Raw genomic sequence first — 14,046 nt, 5'->3', positions numbered from 1 at the left:
ACGCCACGCCGCTTCTTCACGCGACCGAAACCCGCCCGACGCCCCGCCGTCGACCGGCGGGCGGGCGCCCGATGAGTTCGGCCAGCCTGCCGGGTCTGAGCGGCATGGACCAGACCAGCACGACGCTCACCAGCCGCTTCCGCGTGGTCGAGGAGGAGCAGCAGCCCTACGTCGCGGTCACCGGCGAGGTCACCATGGACACCATCCCGGCCCTCGCCGACCGCTTCGGCGAGGTGTTCGGCTGGCTGGCCGGGCAGGGCGTCGAGACCGTCGGACCGCCCTTCTTCCGCTACCGGGTGATCGACATGGACCGTCGGCTGGTGCTGGAGGCCGGCGCCCCGACCGCGACCGTCCTGGACGGTGAGGGGGAGGTCCGACCCGGGGTCCTCCCGGCCGGCCGCTACGTCACGACCACCTACCTGGGCCACCCGGCCGACCTGGTGCAGGTGACGGGCGACCTGCTGGCCTGGGCCGAGGCGCAGGGCCTGGCCTTCGACGTGCGACCCGGCGACGAGGGCGAGGTCTGGGGGGCCCGGCTGGAGTGGATGGAGACCGACCCCGACGACGAGCCGGACATGAGCCGCTGGCAGACGCGGCTGGCGTTCCGGCTGGCCGGCTGAGCGGCCCCCCGTCGCCGGGGCCACCGGGGTGACCCGGCGGCCTAGGGGCCGCCCCGCCAGTGGTCGATGCGGTGGTGGTCCGGGGTGAAGCCGTGCCCGACGCCCCACAGCACCGCCTGCGTGCGGCTGCCCGCCCCGATCTTGCGGTAGACGGTGCGGATGTAGGACTTCACGGTGTTCGGGCTGAGGTAGGTCAGCGCGGCCACCTCGGCGTTGCTCTTGCCCTGCGTGATCAGCGCCAGGATCTCCGCCTCGCGGTCGGTCAGCCCTTCCGTCCGGCCGGGCCAGTCGAGCCCGGTGGCCGTCCGCGTCCGGCCCGGCACCTCGGTGAACACCTGCTCCCCCGCGTGCACCCGCTCGAGCGCGTCGACGAGGTCGCGGGCCGGCAGCGCCTTCGAGAGGTAGCCGTGCACCCCGGCCTTGCGCGCCGTCTCGACGAGGTCCGGGTGGAAGTTCCAGGTGTAGACGACCACGTGCCGTGCGCGCGGGTTCTCGACCAGGACGCGGATCTCGTGGTGGTCGGCCTCGGGCTGGGCGAAGGAGTCGTAGAGGACGATGTCGACGCTGTCGCTGAGGCCCTTGTTGGTGTCCAGCTCGGCGATCACCACCCGGCCCCGGTACTGCTCGAGGATGCTCGCCACGCCGATCACCACCACGTCGTAGTCGTCGACCAGGGCGACGGTGATGGGGGCGGGGGTCGGGTCCATGAGGGCGACACTAACCCACCTAGGGGTGTAGTGCACCAGCCCTGGGGGTGGTTGATTAGGACGTGCGGGACACCCACCCGCCGGCCCGGACCCCGGGCCGCCTCGCGTCCTCCGGGACGTACCCACAGAAGGGCACATCATGCTGGGACTCATCCTGAGCATCATCGTCGTCGGCCTGATCGCCGGCGCGCTCGCGCGCCTGCTGGTGCCCGGCCGGCAGGACCTGTCGATCCCGATGACCATCCTGCTCGGCATCATCGGCTCGTTCGTCGGCGGCTTCCTCGGCTACCTGATCTTCGGCCGGGACTCCGGCAGCGGCTTCCTGCAGCCGGCCGGGATCATCGGCTCGGTCATCGGCGCCGTCATCGTCCTGCTGATCTGGACCCGCGTGGCCGGACGGCGTACCGCGCGCGTCTGAGGACCGGGAGCGTCCGGGGCACCCCGGCGCCCCTGACGCTCCACCGGCGTGGCGGTCACCGAGTGCGGGCGGTGACCGCCACGTCCCGTCTCCGGGAACTCCCTTGACCCACCTCCGGCGTGGGGAGGAGGGTCGGGGGGTGCACCGGCGGCGCCGCCGGAGGACCGGGGCGGCATGGACATCGCGATCATCGGGGCAGGACCCACCGGCTTGTTCCTGGCGGCCGGCCTGGCTCGTCGGGGACACGGCGTCACCGTCGTCGACCGGGACGCCGGACCCGGTGCGGACGGCCGCTGGCCGCGGCGGGGCGTCATGCAGTTCCACCACGCGCACGCCTTCCGCGCCCAGTGCGTCAGCGCCCTGGCGGCCGAGCTCCCGACGGCGCTCGCGCTCTGGACCGAGGCGGGCGCCGAACCGGTGACCATCGCCCTCCCCGACGGCCAGGACCGGCCGGTCGGGATGCGCTCCCGCCGGCAGACCTTCGAGACCGCGCTGCGGGCGGCCGCGCTGGCCGAGCCGGGCGTCCGGCACCGGTCCGGGCACGTCGACCGGGTGCGCGTGGAGGGCGGCCGCGCCGTGGGCCTGGACCTCGGCGACGACCTCGTGCGCGCCGACCTGGTGCTGGACGCCTCGGGACGGTCGGGCCGGGCCACCGCCGAGCACCGGCTCCCCACCACCGCCGGTGGCGACTGCGGCATCGCCTACGTCGACCGGCAGTACCAGCTGCACCCCGACGCGGAGCCCGGGCCGATGGTCAACCCGCTCGCCTGGCAGGCCGACCTGGACGGCTACCAGGTGATCCTGTTCCCTCACGAGCGCGGCATCTTCTCCGTGATCGTGGTCCGACCGACCGCGAGCCGCGACCTGCTGGGGCTGCGGTACGGCGCGGCGTTCGACGCCGCCTGCCGGGCCATCCCCGGACTGGCCACCTGGACCGATCCCGACCGGGCGCGACCCCTCACCGACGTGCTGCCCGGTGGCCGGCTCTACAACCACTACCGGCCGCAGACCCGGCCGGACGGCCGGCTGGCCCTCCCGGGCCTGGTCCTGGTGGGCGACGCCGTCTGCACCACCACGCCGAACTTCGGCCGCGGGGTGGCGCTGAGCCTGCTGCAGGCCCAGCAGCTGCTGGCCCTCGTCGACCAGCACGGCGCCGACGTCGACGCCCTGGGGCGCTCCTTCGACGCCTGGTGCGAGGTCGGCATGCGTCCGTGGGTGGAGGACCACGCCCGGATGGACGACGCGCTGCGCCGACGCTGGGAGGGGGAGGACGTCGACCTCGACGCGCCGATCCCGTCCGATTTGGTGATGGCCGCGGCCGCGGTGGACCCCTCGATCGGCGCCGCCGTCGGACCCTACGCGGCGATGGTGGCCGGTCCCGACGTGCTCGACCAGGTGCAGCCGCAGGCGCGGGCGGTGTACGCGAGCGGCTGGCGTCCTCCCCTGGCGCCGGGACCCGGCCGGGCCGAGCTGGCGGACGTCGTCGCGCGCGCCCTCAGGTAGCCGGGTCGGCCGGTCCGGCGTGCGGCGCGAGCACCGTGATGACGCTGGAGTCGTCCCGGGCGGCCAGGCCCTGGGCGCGGCCCAGCAGGAACAGCTGCTCGGCCGCGGCCGCCACCGGCGTCGCGAGCCCGGCTGCCCGGGCCGCGGTGCCGACCAGCCCGAGGTCCTTGACGAAGATGTCCAGCCGGCTGCGCACCTCCGCGCCGCCCTCGTCGCCGGCCTGCCGCATCCGCGGGCCGCGGTCGCCCAGCATGAAGGACGCCGCAGCCCCGGCCTGCAGGGTCTCCAGGGCCAGCCCGGTGTCCAGCCCGAGGGCCTCAGCCAGCGCCAGCGCCTCCGCGGCGGCGGCGATGTGGACGCCGCAGAGCAGCTGGTTGACCGTCTTCATCGCCTGGCCGTCGCCGGCGTGCGGACCCACCCGGGTCAGGGTCGAGGCCATCGCCTCCAGCACCGGCCGGGCCGCGGCCCAGGCGGCGTCGTCGGCGCCGACGACGACCAGCAGGTCGCCCTGCCCGGCCCGCACCGGGCCGCCGGAGACCGGGGCGTCCACGAGCAGCAGCCCGGCCCCGGCCAGCCGGGCGGCCACCGCCCGGACGGCGTCGATGCCGACGGTCGAGGTCAGCAGCACCACCGAGCCCGCGGCCAGCACCTCCACGACGCCGTCGTCGCCCCACAGGGCGTCGTCGAGCTGGGCGGCGTCGCGCACCGCCAGCAGCACGACGTCGGCCCCGGCCGCGGCCGCCCGGGCCGAGGTGGCGGTCCCGTCGACGCCCGCCCCGGTCCGGCGGGCCGGGTCGGGGTCGTAGCCGCGGACGGTGCAGGTGGCCGCGAGGTGACGGGCCATCGGCCGGCCCATCGCCCCCAGACCGAGGACGGCGACGGTGACGGTGGACATGGGGCTCCTTCAGGTGGTGAGGGTCGGCGCGCCGGACGGACCGCGCTCCGCCCGGTCGGCGAGCGCGGCGACGACGTCGGCCAGGCTCTCGTCGCCGCCCACGTTCCCGGCGAAGACGACGTAGGGGATGCCGCGGGCGGGGCCGTCGACCGGCTCCCAGAGGGAGACGATCCCGGGCAGCACCGGGCCCCGGACCATGGCGCGGGTGATGCCCAGGCCGCGGGCGGCGACGTCGGAGGACGTGATGCCCCCCTTGGCGACGACGAAGCGCGGCGGGCGCACCGTGAGCACCTGCCGGACCACGGCGACGAGGGCGCTCGACACCTCCCGGGCCAGCGCCAGGGCCGCGTCCGCGCCGTCGACGACGGCCAGCCGCCGGCTGGTGCTGACCACGACGTCGCCGACCCCGAGGGCGGCGGACGCCTGCCCGGCCAGGTCGGCCACGTGGGCGGCCAGCGCGGCCCCGGACACCCCGGCCCCCTGCACCGTCGCCACGTCGAGCTCGAGCCGGACAGGGTGCCGGCGCTCGAGCAGCCGGTCCAGCTGGCGGGTGGTCAGGGCGACGTGGGAGCCGACGACGACCAGGCCCCCGACGGCGTCCTGGGCGGGTCCGCCGGCCCTGACTGCCGCCAGCTCGGCCGGCTCGAGCGGCGGGTGCGGCCGCTGTCCCACCAGGGCGCGCGGGAACGGCGGCCCCGCACGCACGACCAGCCGGACGCCGTGGCGCTGCACCTCCAGCACCGCCTCGGCGAGCAGCCGCAGGTCGTTCTCCTCCACGGCGTCGCAGGCCAGCACGGCTCCGTCCCGCAGCCCGGTGAGCGCGGCGACGACCGCGGCCGGGTCGGTGCGCAGCACGGTGAGGTCCAGCACGCCCACCGCCGCCGCCGCGATCCGACCGGCCGACTTCTCCGCCACCCACGCCCGCAGGTCGGAGGCCCGGTAGCCGAAGGTGGCGTCGCGGGCGAACTCGGTCTCCCCCACCGGTGCGTAGACGCCGTCGGCGCCGGCCCAGTGGACGCCGCCGACGGTCACCCGGCCGGCGTCGCCGAAGGCGGGCACGAGCAGCACGCCGTCCAGGGGCTCGCCGGTCGCCTCCCGCACCGCCGCGGCGAGGACGTCGGTCTCCAGCGGGAAGTGGCCGCGCAGGGTGGAGTCGGAGCGGGAGACGAAGCAGAGCTCGACCCCGCGCCCGGCCGCCACCGCCAGGGCGGTGCGGGCCACCTCGCGGTTCCGCGCTGCGGCGTCGGACGGCGCCAGACTGCGGCTGTTGGTCATCACGTAGACCGCCGGCCGGTCCTGGTCGAAGGCCCAGGCCAGGGAGGCCGGCGACCAGTCCAGCAGCACCGGCAGGTCGGCCACGGACTGCGTCCCCGTCGGGTCGTCGTCGAGGACCAGGAGCACCCGCCCGCTCGCCCGGACCCGGGCCGCCAGCCGGTCGACGTCGACGGCGGGACCGGCCGGCCGGCCGGCCAGCAGCTCGTCCAGCGTGGGGCTCATCGCCGCCCTCAGTCGAGCAGGGTGGCGAGGACCTCGCGGACGTAGGCCTGGTTCTTCGCGATCACCCCGAGGCTGTCGCTGCCGTAGTGCTCGCAGAGGAACGCCCCGCGGAACCCGAGCTCCAGGGCCCGCGCGATGGCGGTGCGGTAGTTGATCAGCCCCATGTCCATCGGCACCGGGAAGGTCGTCACGGTGCCGGTGGCCGGGTCCTCGTCGCGCAGGTAGTTCTTCACGTGCCAGTAGTTGGCGTGCGGCAGCACCTTCTCCAGCATCTGCGGGACCGGCTCGATCGGCCGGTGCAGCCGGATGAAGTTGCCGATGTCGGGGTTGAGACCGCAGGCCGGGTGGTCGACCTCCGCCAGGAACGCGACGGCGGAGTCGCAGGTCCCGACGTAGGTGTCCTCGTACATCTCGAGGGTGATCTGCTGGCCGTTCGACGCGGCGTGCTCGGCCAGCTCCCGGATCCGGGACGCGGCCAGCGCCCGCACCTCGGGCGACTCGTCGTCCTGCCAGCCCGGCTCCAGCCAGAACCAGAGCGCCTCCGCCTGCGCCGGGGTGAACGCCTGGAAGAACCCGAAGCTGACCAGCGGGACGTCCAGCGCCGCAGCCCGGTCCAGCAGCCGGTGGCTGTAGGCCAGGTACTCCTCACCGCGCTCGGGGTCCATGACACTGCGCCGTGAGGTGGAGACCGCCGGGATGGTCAGCCCGGCGTCGGCCAGCACGGCGCGGAAGTCCTCGAGCCGCGCGTCCTCGAGGTCGCCGACCCGCACCCAGGTGTCGGTGGGGTCCACCTCGGTGAACCCCATCCGCCGCACCAGCCGCAGCTGGCGCGCCCACTCCTCGGGGTCGGCGTCCTGGATCGGGCCGCCGCGGGAGTCGGTGCTGCCGAACGCGAGCATCGCGGCCGCGACGGGCCAGGTCTCGGCGGTCCAGGTCGGCGGGGCGGGGGTCGTCGTCATCGAGGTCTCCACAGGTCGGGCGGCGGGTCGGCAGGGGTGGGTTCGGCGGCGGTGCTGGTCCGCCGGGGCGGTCAGCGGGGCGCGGGGCCGAGCTCGCGCAGGAGCTGGCCCAGCCGGGCGTAGGCGCGGTTGCGGTAGGCCACCAGGGGCGCCTGGTCGCCGGCCGGGGTGACGAAGCCACCGTCCTTCTTGACGCCGTACTTCCCCGCCTCCACCAGCTCGGTGAGCATCGTCGGCGTCGCCAGCCGCTCGCCGTAGTGCTCGGACAGGGTGCGGAACCCGGCGGCGTAGACGTCGAGGCCCGCCATGTCGGCGATGGCGAACGGGCCGAAGAAGGGCAACCGGTAGCCGAAGGTGGTCCGCACGATGGTGTCCACGTCCTCGGCGGTGGCGACGCCCTCCTCGACCAGGTTGACCGCCTCCCGGAGCAGCACGTACTGCAGCCGGTTGAGCACGAAGCCGGCCTGGTCGCTGACCCGGGCGCTCAGCTTGCCGGTGCGGGCGACGACCTCCTCCGACGCCACGACGGCGGCCTCGTCGGTGCCGGCGTGGGCGATCAGCTCGACGCCCGGGATGAACGGCGCGGGGTTGGAGAAGTGCACACCGAGGAACTGGGCGGGGCGGGTCAGGTAGGCGGCCAGGCTGGCGATGGGCAGCGTGGAGGTGTTGCTGCCGATGACGGTGCCGGGCCGGGCGACCGCCTCGATGTCGCGCAGCACGGGGCCCTTGACCTCGGGCACCTCCAGCACGGCCTCCTCGATGAAGTCCGCGCCCTCGACGGCCTCGGCCAGGCTGCCCGCGGCCCGCAGGTTGGCCTGCACCAGCGCCGCGGAGCCCGGGTCGAACAGACCCTGCTCCTCGAACTCGGCGGCCTCGGCGAACAACCGGTCGCGGTGCCGGAGGGTGGTGTCGGGGTCGGCGTCGGTGATGGTGACCTGGAAGCCGGCCATGGCCAGCACCTGGGCGATCCCGCCGCCCATGTAGCCCGCTCCGACGACGGTGACGTTCTCGATGCTCACGGCTGCACTCCCCCGACCGGTCTGGGGCCCGGCGGCGGCGCCGGTCCCGGCCGCGCCGGCAGGTGGTCGGTCCGGCGGCGGTCAGGGCCAAGGTAACGCCCGGCCCGGGCGCTCCCGCGGCCCGGTGCGGCGCGAGGTCGTACGGTGGCCGCGTGATCGGTCAACGCGCCCCGCTGGTGACGTCCTCCTGGACCGACCGCGCCGCCGCCCTGGACGCGGCCGACCCGCTCCGCGCCCACCGCGACCGGTTCCTCACCGGCCCCGACGACGACGTCGTCGCCTACCTCGACGGCAACTCCCTCGGCCGGCCGCTGGTCGCGTCGGCCGGGCGGATCGAGGACTTCGTGCGGACCCAGTGGGCCGGCCGGCTGATCCGCGGCTGGGACGAGGGGTGGCTGGACCTGCCGCTGGAGGTCGGGGACCGGATCGGCCGGATCTGCCTGGGCGCCGCGGCCGGCCAGACCGTCGTCGGCGACTCCACCACGGTGCTGCTCTACAAGCTGGCACGGGCCGCCGTCGAGCTCCGGCCCGGCCGCGACGAGGTCGTCGTCGACACCGACAACTTCCCCACCGATCGCTACGTGCTGGAGGGCATCGCCGCCGAGCGCGGCCTCACCCTGCGCTGGGTCGAGTCCGACCGCCACTCCGGCGTCGAGCCCGCCGACCTGGCCCCGGCGCTGTCGGAGCGGACCGCGCTGGTGGTGCTCAGCCACGTCGCCTACCGCTCGGGCCACCTCGCCCCGGCCGCCGCCCTGACCCGGCTCGTCCACGACGTCGGCGCCCTCGTGCTGTGGGACCTCTCCCACTCGGTCGCGTCGGTGCCGCTCGAGCTCGACGCCTGGGACGTCGACCTCGCCGTCGGCTGCACGTACAAGTACCTGAACGGTGGCCCCGGCGCACCCGCCTTCGGCTACGTCGCCCACCGCCACCTGGAGGAGTTCCGCCAGCCGGTGCAGGGCTGGCTGGGCCGGGCCGACCCGTTCGAGATGGCCGCGGGCTACCAGCCGGCCGCGGGCATCCGGCGGGTGCTCAGCGGCACCCCGCCGGTCCTCGGCATGCTGGCCCTGCAGGACATGCTGGACCTGCTGGAGGAGGTCGGGATGCCGGCCGTCCGGGCCAAGTCGGTGGAGCTCAGCGCCTTCGCGGCCGCGGTGGCGGAGGACTGGCTCGGCCCCGCCGGCGTCACCCTGGCCACCCCGGCCGAGCCCGACCGTCGCGGCGCGCACCTCACGCTGGAGCACCCGGGCTTCCGTGCGCTGACGCCCCGGCTCTGGGCCCGCGGCGTGATCCCCGACTTCCGCTCCCCGCAGGGCCTGCGGCTGGGCCTGAGCCCGCTGAGCACGTCGTTCGCCGAGGTGCTGGCGGGGCTCGCCGCCGTCCGGGACCTGCTGGCGGACCGGACCTGACGCCGGTGCCCGAGGACGACCCGGCCCGGGGACCCGCCGAGGTGCTGGACACCGGGGCCGACCGGGGCTGGTCCCGGGCGCGGCGCCGCGGCGTGTCCCTCCTGGTCCTGGTCGCCCTGCTCACCACGGCCGTCGTCGTGCTGCTCGACCGGTCCGCGCCCGCGTCCTCGCCCGGGCCGTCAGCCACCGCCCCGCCGGCCGGCACCGCGGACGGGCCACCGGGACCACCGGTGGTGCTGCGCCGGTCCGGGCCGGTGCCGGCCGGTCTCGACGAGGGCACCCTGTACGCCCGGAGCGCCGACACGGTGTTCCGCGTCGACCTGGGCACCGGACGGGTCACCGCCACGCCCGCCGCGGTGCCGGCGCCCGGCCCGGTCAGCTTCGTCCCCGGACCGGCCGGCGTCCTCGTCCGCCCGGTCGAGGACGGACCCGGGCTGCTGGTCCCCGACGACGGCGCCGCCCGGCCCCTCCGCGGGCTGCTGAGCGCGGGTGCGCAGGTGCTGCCCGCCGGCCGGGGGCGGCTCTGGGTGAGCGAGCTCATGGACGGCCGCAGCTCGACGCTCGCACTGACCTCGTTCGACGGCACCCCGACCGGGACCTCGGTGCGGGAGAACGGCTACTTCCTGCCCGACGGCACCGGCGGCCTGCTGCTGGTCGACTCGGGCGGGGTGTACGAGCGCGTGCGCGGCAGCTGGCGCCGGCTCGCCGTCGGGACGGCCCTGGCCAGCGGCCGCCACCACCAGCTCCTCGCCAGCTGCTCCGGTGACGTGTACTGCGAGTCGTTGACCCTCGTCCTCCGCGACCGCGCGCGCCGGGAGCAGCACGCGGTGCTGGAGGGCACCGACATCCCGCTGCCGGGCGGCGGGAGCCTGTCGGCCGACGGCCGGTACCTGGCCACCCTCGCGGCCGAGGACCCCGACGCCGACGGCAACGGCCGGGCGCTGGTGGTGGAGCTGGAGACGGGTCGGGTGGTCAAGCAGATGGTGGTGCCCGCGACGTCGCCGGACGTGTCGGCGGTCACGGCCTGGTCGCCGGCCGGGCCACGGCTCGTCGGGCTGGACCAGGGTCAGCTGTTCGTGCTGGACGCCGCCACCGGGCGGACCACCCGGCCCGACCTCGGTCTGCCCGCCGGCACGCGGCTGGTGCAGCTGGCGCTGCGGTCGGCCACCGCACCCTGAGCGCGGGCGCCGTCAGCGGCCGAAGCGCCGCTCGCGCTCGCCGTAGGACCGCAGCGCCCGGATGAAGTCGACCTTGCGGAAGTCGGGCCACAGCGCCTCGCAGAAGTAGAACTCGCTGTGCGCCGACTGCCACATCAAGAAGCCGGAGAGCCGCTGCTCGCCCGAGGTGCGGATGATCAGGTCCGGGTCGGGCTGGCCCTTGGTGTAGAGGTGCTCGGCGATGTGCTCGATGTCGAGGGTGCGGGCCAGCTCCTCGATCGGGGTGCCGTTGCGGGCGTGCTCGGCCAGCAGCGAGCGGACGGCGTCGCGGAGCTCGTGCCGGCCGCCGTAGGAGATGGCGATGTTGACCACCATCCCGGGCAGCTCGGCGGTGTCCCGCTCCGCCCCGCGCAGCAGCTCGGCGGTGCTCGCGGGCAGCAGGTCCAGGGCACCGAAGGGGTGCAGCCGCCAGCGCAGGGAGTCGGCGAGGTCGGTGACCATGCCCTCGATCACCTCGAGCAGCGGCTCCAGCTCCTCGGCGCTGCTGCGGGAGAAGTTGTCGGTGGAGAGCACCCACAGCGTGACGACGGGTATGCCGATCTCGTCGCACCACTCGACGAACTCCTTGAGCTTCTCCGCCCCGGCCCGGTAGCCGGCCACCAGCGGCTGGCCCGGAGCGTTGTCGCGGGCCCAGCGACGGTTGCCGTCGGCGAGGACGGCGACGTGCTGCGGCAGCTGGCTGCGGTCCAGCTCGGCGACCAGCCGGTGCTCGTAGGTGGCGTACAGCAGGCCGGAGGGATGCAGGCGGTCCACGAACTCGCGCATCCGGTCCAGGCGAGCCACGTCCTCCAGCGTATCCGCCGCGGCCGTGCGGCCGCGGACGCCTCGCACAGGCTTCCGCTCCGGCTCGTCCCGTTGCCGGCACCCCCGACGGCTGACGTCGGTCCCAACCTACGGTTGCGTAACCACGGCTCGTAGATTGGTGGGGTGACGCCGTCCTCAGGAGCAGCCGCGCGCCGTCGGGAGAACCGCCCGCCGGCCCCCGCCGACGCGGGGCACGAGCCCATCGCCGACGTGCTGGCCCTGGCCAAGCCCCGGCTGCGGGGGTGGTTGCACGCCTGCACGGCGCCGCTGGCGCTGGCCGCGGGCGTCGTCCTCGTCGTGCTGGCCCCGACCTCGACGGGCCGGGCGGGCGGAGCGGTGTTCCTCGCCGCGTCGGTGCTGCTCTTCGGCACCAGCGGGCTGTACCACCGGCGGACCTGGAGCCCCCGGGGCGAGGCCGTCATGCGCCGCCTCGACCACGCCAACATCTACGTCTTCATCGCCGCCAGCTACACCCCGATGGCCCTGCTGATGCTGACGGGTGGCTCGCGGGTCCTCCTGCTGGCGCTGATCTGGGGCGCCGCGCTGGGCGGTCTGGTCTTCCGGCTGTTCTGGCTGGACGCCCCGCGCTGGCTCTACACCGCGCTCTACGTCGTCATGGGGTGGGCGGCGGTCGGCTGGATGGGCGCCTTCTACGCCTCCGGCGGGCTGGCGGTGCTGCTGCTGATCCTGCTCGGCGGGCTCTTCTACACCGGCGGCGCGGTGGTCTACGCGCGCCAGCGCCCCGACCCCTCCCCCGCCTGGTTCGGCTACCACGAGATCTTCCACACCGGCACGGTGCTGGGGTTCGTCAGCCACTACGTGGCCATCTCCCTGCTCACCTACGCCGCCCGCTGACCCGCGCCGCCGGTCTCAGGTCTGCAGCTGGGCGACCAGCTCCTCGGGGCTGGTGACCGGCAGCCGGCAGACGAAGTGCCGGCAGACGTAGGCCGTCGGCCGGCCGTCGCGGGCCTGCCGGTCGGCCAGCAGGGCGAACCCGTCGTCGTCGCCGAGCCCCGCCACGACGACCGAGCCCGCCGGCACGTGCCGGTGCGCCGTGCTCACCAGCGTGTCCCGGTCGGGTCCGGCCGGACCGACCACCGCGACCTGCACCGGGATGCCCCGCAGCCGGCTGACCGCGTCGGCCAGCAGCCAGCCGGCGTAGCGCGGCGCCTGGCGCACCAGCCCGCCCGCCGAGGCCGCGGCCCGGTCGGCCCGCTCGGCCCAGGCGTCCTCCCCGGTCAGCTCGGCGAAGAGCCGGAGCGCGTGCACCGCGGAGCTGAGGCCCGACGGCGTCGCGTTGTCGGTGGGGTCCTGCGGCCGGGCGAACAGCCGCTCCGCGTCCGCGGCGGTGTCGAAGAACCCTGCGCCGTCGTCGTCGAAGAGCTCCAGCACGTCCTCGAGCAGCTCCCGCGCCCGCGCCAGCCAGACCGGGTCGCGCAGGGCCGCGGCGAGCCGGGTGGCCGCCAGGGCCTGCGCGGCGTAGTCCTCGAGGATGCCGGGCGCCCCGCCCACCACGCCGCGGCGGGAGGTGCGGCGCAGCCGGCCGTCCTGGCGGTGCAGCCGCCAGACCAGCGCGGCCGCGTCGCGGGCGTGCTCCAGCCAGTCCGGCCGGTCGAACACGGTCGCCGCCTGCACCAGCGCGTCGACCAGCCAGCCGTTCCAGGCGGCCACCACCTTGTCGTCCCGACCCGGCCGCGGCCGCTCCTCCCGGGCGGCCAGCAGGGCCGCGCGCACCCGTGCCCACCGCTCCGGATCGGGGTCGGCGAGCAGCTGCAGGGTGGAGGCGCCGCGTTCGAAGGTGCCCGCGTCGATGACGGACAGCGCCCCGGCCGCCCAGGTGCCGTCGTCGTCGCCGAGGACGGCGCGCAGCTGGGCCGGCGTCCAGACGTAGAAGGCGCCCTCGTGCAGCCGGCCCTCGCCGTCGGCGGAGTCGGCGTCCAGGCTGGCCGCGAAGCCGCCCTCCTCGGTGCGCATCTCCCGCACCAGCCACGCGACCGTCTCCTCGACGACCCGGGCGGCCAGCGGGGACCCGGTCCGCCGCCAGCCGTGGGTGCAGACGCCGAGCAGGAGCGCGTTGTCGTAGAGCATCTTCTCGAAGTGCGGCACCACCCAGGCGGCGTCGACGCTGTACCGGGCGAAGCCACCGCCCAGCTGGTCGTAGAGGCCGCCCCGGGCCATGGCGTCCAGGGTCCGCCCGGCCATCAGCGTCGCGTCCTCGCCGCCCTCGCGCAGCAGCGCCTCGAGCGCCATCGACGGCGGGAACTTCGGGGCGCCGCCGAAGCCCGCGTGCAGCGGGTCGAAGTCGGCGCGCAGCAGCGCCATCGCGTGGTCGAGGTCCTCGGGACCGACCTCGCCCGGCATCGCGGTGACCGCCCGCTCGGCCAGCTGGCTGACGATGCTGCCGGCGCTGGTCAGGACCTCCGACCGCCGGTCGCGCCAGGCTGCGCCGACGGCCTCCAGCAGCTCCCCGAACGCGGGCAGCCCGTGCCGCGGGGTGGGCGGGAAGTACGTGCCGGCGTAGAAGGGCTGCCGGTCGGGGGTAAGGAAGACCGTCATGGGCCAGCCGCCGTGCCCCGTCAGCGCCTGGGTGGCCTGCATGTAGACGGCGTCGACGTCCGGCCGCTCCTCGCGGTCCACCTTGACGGCCACGAAGTGCTCGTTGACCACCGCGGCGAGCTCGGGGTCCTCGAAGGACTCGTGGGCCATCACGTGGCACCAGTGGCAGGCGGCGTAGCCGATGGACAGCAGGACGGGCCGGTCGGACTCCCGCGCCGCGGCGAAGGCGTCGTCACCCCACTCGTACCAGTCGACCGGGTTCTCGGCGTGCTGGAGCAGGTAGGGGCTGCGTGACCACCTCAGACGGTTCATCCGTCCTCCACCTCCCCGTCCCGTGCGCCGTGACGGCTCTCCGCCGCCATCTTGGCAGAGCGCTGACAGGACCCGCCGGTGGTGCCAGTGCTCGGGCACGGGACCGGCGGCGAGGGCGGCGCGGCGTGACCGG

At 75.5% G+C, this 14,046-nt stretch carries 13 protein-coding genes; 6 read left to right on the top strand and 7 right to left on the bottom strand.

All coding sequences use genetic code 11. From position 1 onward, the window contains the following. The first annotated feature begins 71 nt into the window (after positions 1-71). Positions 72-620, top strand: a complete 549-nt coding sequence (locus BLT72_RS04085; RefSeq protein ID WP_231930316.1) for a GyrI-like domain-containing protein — start codon at positions 72-74, stop codon at positions 618-620. Positions 621-661: 41 nt separating this feature from the next. On the opposite strand, the gene BLT72_RS04080 is transcribed toward BLT72_RS04085, so the two are convergent. Next, positions 662-1,327 (bottom strand): response regulator transcription factor, encoded by a 666-nt coding sequence (locus BLT72_RS04080; RefSeq protein ID WP_091410401.1) that lies wholly within the window; start codon positions 1,325-1,327, stop codon positions 662-664. Positions 1,328-1,466: 139 nt separating this feature from the next. Between BLT72_RS04080 and BLT72_RS04075 the strand changes: the two genes are divergently transcribed. Both BLT72_RS04075 and BLT72_RS04070 read left to right on the top strand, forming a co-directional pair. Next, positions 1,467-1,745 carry a GlsB/YeaQ/YmgE family stress response membrane protein gene (locus BLT72_RS04075; protein WP_091410399.1) on the top strand — a complete coding sequence of 93 codons (279 nt, stop codon included), beginning with the start codon at positions 1,467-1,469 and terminating at the stop codon, positions 1,743-1,745. A gap of 174 nt (positions 1,746-1,919) precedes the next feature. Further along, positions 1,920-3,248 (top strand): FAD-dependent oxidoreductase, encoded by a 1,329-nt coding sequence (locus tag BLT72_RS04070; RefSeq protein WP_091410397.1) that lies wholly within the window; start codon positions 1,920-1,922, stop codon positions 3,246-3,248. Here the strand turns inward: BLT72_RS04070 and BLT72_RS04065 are convergent. The 4 genes from BLT72_RS04065 to BLT72_RS04050 form a co-directional block, all read right to left on the bottom strand. Then, on the bottom strand, positions 3,241-4,143 hold the full coding sequence (locus BLT72_RS04065) for an NAD(P)-dependent oxidoreductase (RefSeq protein ID WP_091410394.1): 903 nt from the start codon (positions 4,141-4,143) through the stop codon (positions 3,241-3,243). The two genes, BLT72_RS04070 and BLT72_RS04065, sit on opposite strands and share 8 nt — an antisense overlap. Before the next feature lie 9 nt (positions 4,144-4,152). Beyond that, positions 4,153-5,640 carry a four-carbon acid sugar kinase family protein gene (locus tag BLT72_RS04060; protein ID WP_091410393.1) on the bottom strand — a complete coding sequence of 496 codons (1,488 nt, stop codon included), beginning with the start codon at positions 5,638-5,640 and terminating at the stop codon, positions 4,153-4,155. A gap of 8 nt (positions 5,641-5,648) precedes the next feature. After that, positions 5,649-6,599, bottom strand: coding sequence for a sugar phosphate isomerase/epimerase family protein (locus tag BLT72_RS04055; protein WP_091410391.1), 951 nt, complete (start codon positions 6,597-6,599; stop codon positions 5,649-5,651). Between the two features lie 71 nt (positions 6,600-6,670). Further along, positions 6,671-7,618 carry a 3-hydroxyacyl-CoA dehydrogenase family protein gene (locus BLT72_RS04050; RefSeq protein WP_091410389.1) on the bottom strand — a complete coding sequence of 316 codons (948 nt, stop codon included), beginning with the start codon at positions 7,616-7,618 and terminating at the stop codon, positions 6,671-6,673. A gap of 152 nt (positions 7,619-7,770) precedes the next feature. Here BLT72_RS04050 and BLT72_RS04045 point away from each other — a divergent pair, with 152 nt between their 5' ends. Both BLT72_RS04045 and BLT72_RS04040 read left to right on the top strand, forming a co-directional pair. Then, the gene (locus BLT72_RS04045) at positions 7,771-9,024 is read left to right on the top strand and encodes a kynureninase (protein ID WP_231930315.1); all 1,254 of its coding nucleotides are present in this window, start codon (positions 7,771-7,773) and stop codon (positions 9,022-9,024) included. 5 nt (positions 9,025-9,029) lie between these two features. After that, the gene (locus BLT72_RS04040; RefSeq protein ID WP_091410387.1) at positions 9,030-10,202 is read left to right on the top strand and encodes a WD40 repeat domain-containing protein; all 1,173 of its coding nucleotides are present in this window, start codon (positions 9,030-9,032) and stop codon (positions 10,200-10,202) included. A gap of 12 nt (positions 10,203-10,214) precedes the next feature. Here BLT72_RS04040 and BLT72_RS04035 read toward each other — a convergent pair whose 3' ends face one another. Further along, positions 10,215-11,006, bottom strand: coding sequence for an isoprenyl transferase (locus BLT72_RS04035; RefSeq protein ID WP_091416641.1), 792 nt, complete (start codon positions 11,004-11,006; stop codon positions 10,215-10,217). 162 nt (positions 11,007-11,168) lie between these two features. Here BLT72_RS04035 and trhA point away from each other — a divergent pair, with 162 nt between their 5' ends. After that, positions 11,169-11,900, top strand: coding sequence for a PAQR family membrane homeostasis protein TrhA (trhA, locus tag BLT72_RS04030; protein WP_091410385.1), 732 nt, complete (start codon positions 11,169-11,171; stop codon positions 11,898-11,900). A 15-nt stretch (positions 11,901-11,915) separates the two neighbouring features. Here the strand turns inward: trhA and BLT72_RS04025 are convergent, their stop codons facing one another. Further along, on the bottom strand, positions 11,916-13,913 hold the full coding sequence (locus tag BLT72_RS04025; RefSeq protein ID WP_091410383.1) for a thioredoxin domain-containing protein: 1,998 nt from the start codon (positions 13,911-13,913) through the stop codon (positions 11,916-11,918). Between the last annotated feature and the right edge of the window lie 133 nt (positions 13,914-14,046).

Source organism: Friedmanniella luteola, from assembly GCF_900105065.1.
GTDB lineage: Bacteria > Actinomycetota > Actinomycetes > Propionibacteriales > Propionibacteriaceae > Microlunatus > Microlunatus luteolus.
Note: the sequence above shows the minus strand (reverse complement) of the source record. Positions and strands in the feature narration are given on the sequence as shown.

What these genes read in the sequence shown, in the direction of transcription:
- BLT72_RS04085 (WP_231930316.1), top strand. Translation starts at nt 72, where the DNA reads ATGAGTTCGGCCAGCCTGCCGGGTCTGAGCGGCATGGACCAGACCAGC.
- BLT72_RS04080 (WP_091410401.1), bottom strand. Translation starts at nt 1,327, where the DNA reads ATGGACCCGACCCCCGCCCCCATCACCGTCGCCCTGGTCGACGACTAC.
- BLT72_RS04075 (WP_091410399.1), top strand. Translation starts at nt 1,467, where the DNA reads ATGCTGGGACTCATCCTGAGCATCATCGTCGTCGGCCTGATCGCCGGC.
- BLT72_RS04070 (WP_091410397.1), top strand. Translation starts at nt 1,920, where the DNA reads ATGGACATCGCGATCATCGGGGCAGGACCCACCGGCTTGTTCCTGGCG.
- BLT72_RS04065 (WP_091410394.1), bottom strand. Translation starts at nt 4,143, where the DNA reads ATGTCCACCGTCACCGTCGCCGTCCTCGGTCTGGGGGCGATGGGCCGG.
- BLT72_RS04060 (WP_091410393.1), bottom strand. Translation starts at nt 5,640, where the DNA reads ATGAGCCCCACGCTGGACGAGCTGCTGGCCGGCCGGCCGGCCGGTCCC.
- BLT72_RS04055 (WP_091410391.1), bottom strand. Translation starts at nt 6,599, where the DNA reads ATGACGACGACCCCCGCCCCGCCGACCTGGACCGCCGAGACCTGGCCC.
- BLT72_RS04035 (WP_091416641.1), bottom strand. Translation starts at nt 11,006, where the DNA reads ATGCGCGAGTTCGTGGACCGCCTGCATCCCTCCGGCCTGCTGTACGCC.
- BLT72_RS04025 (WP_091410383.1), bottom strand. Translation starts at nt 13,913, where the DNA reads ATGAACCGTCTGAGGTGGTCACGCAGCCCCTACCTGCTCCAGCACGCC.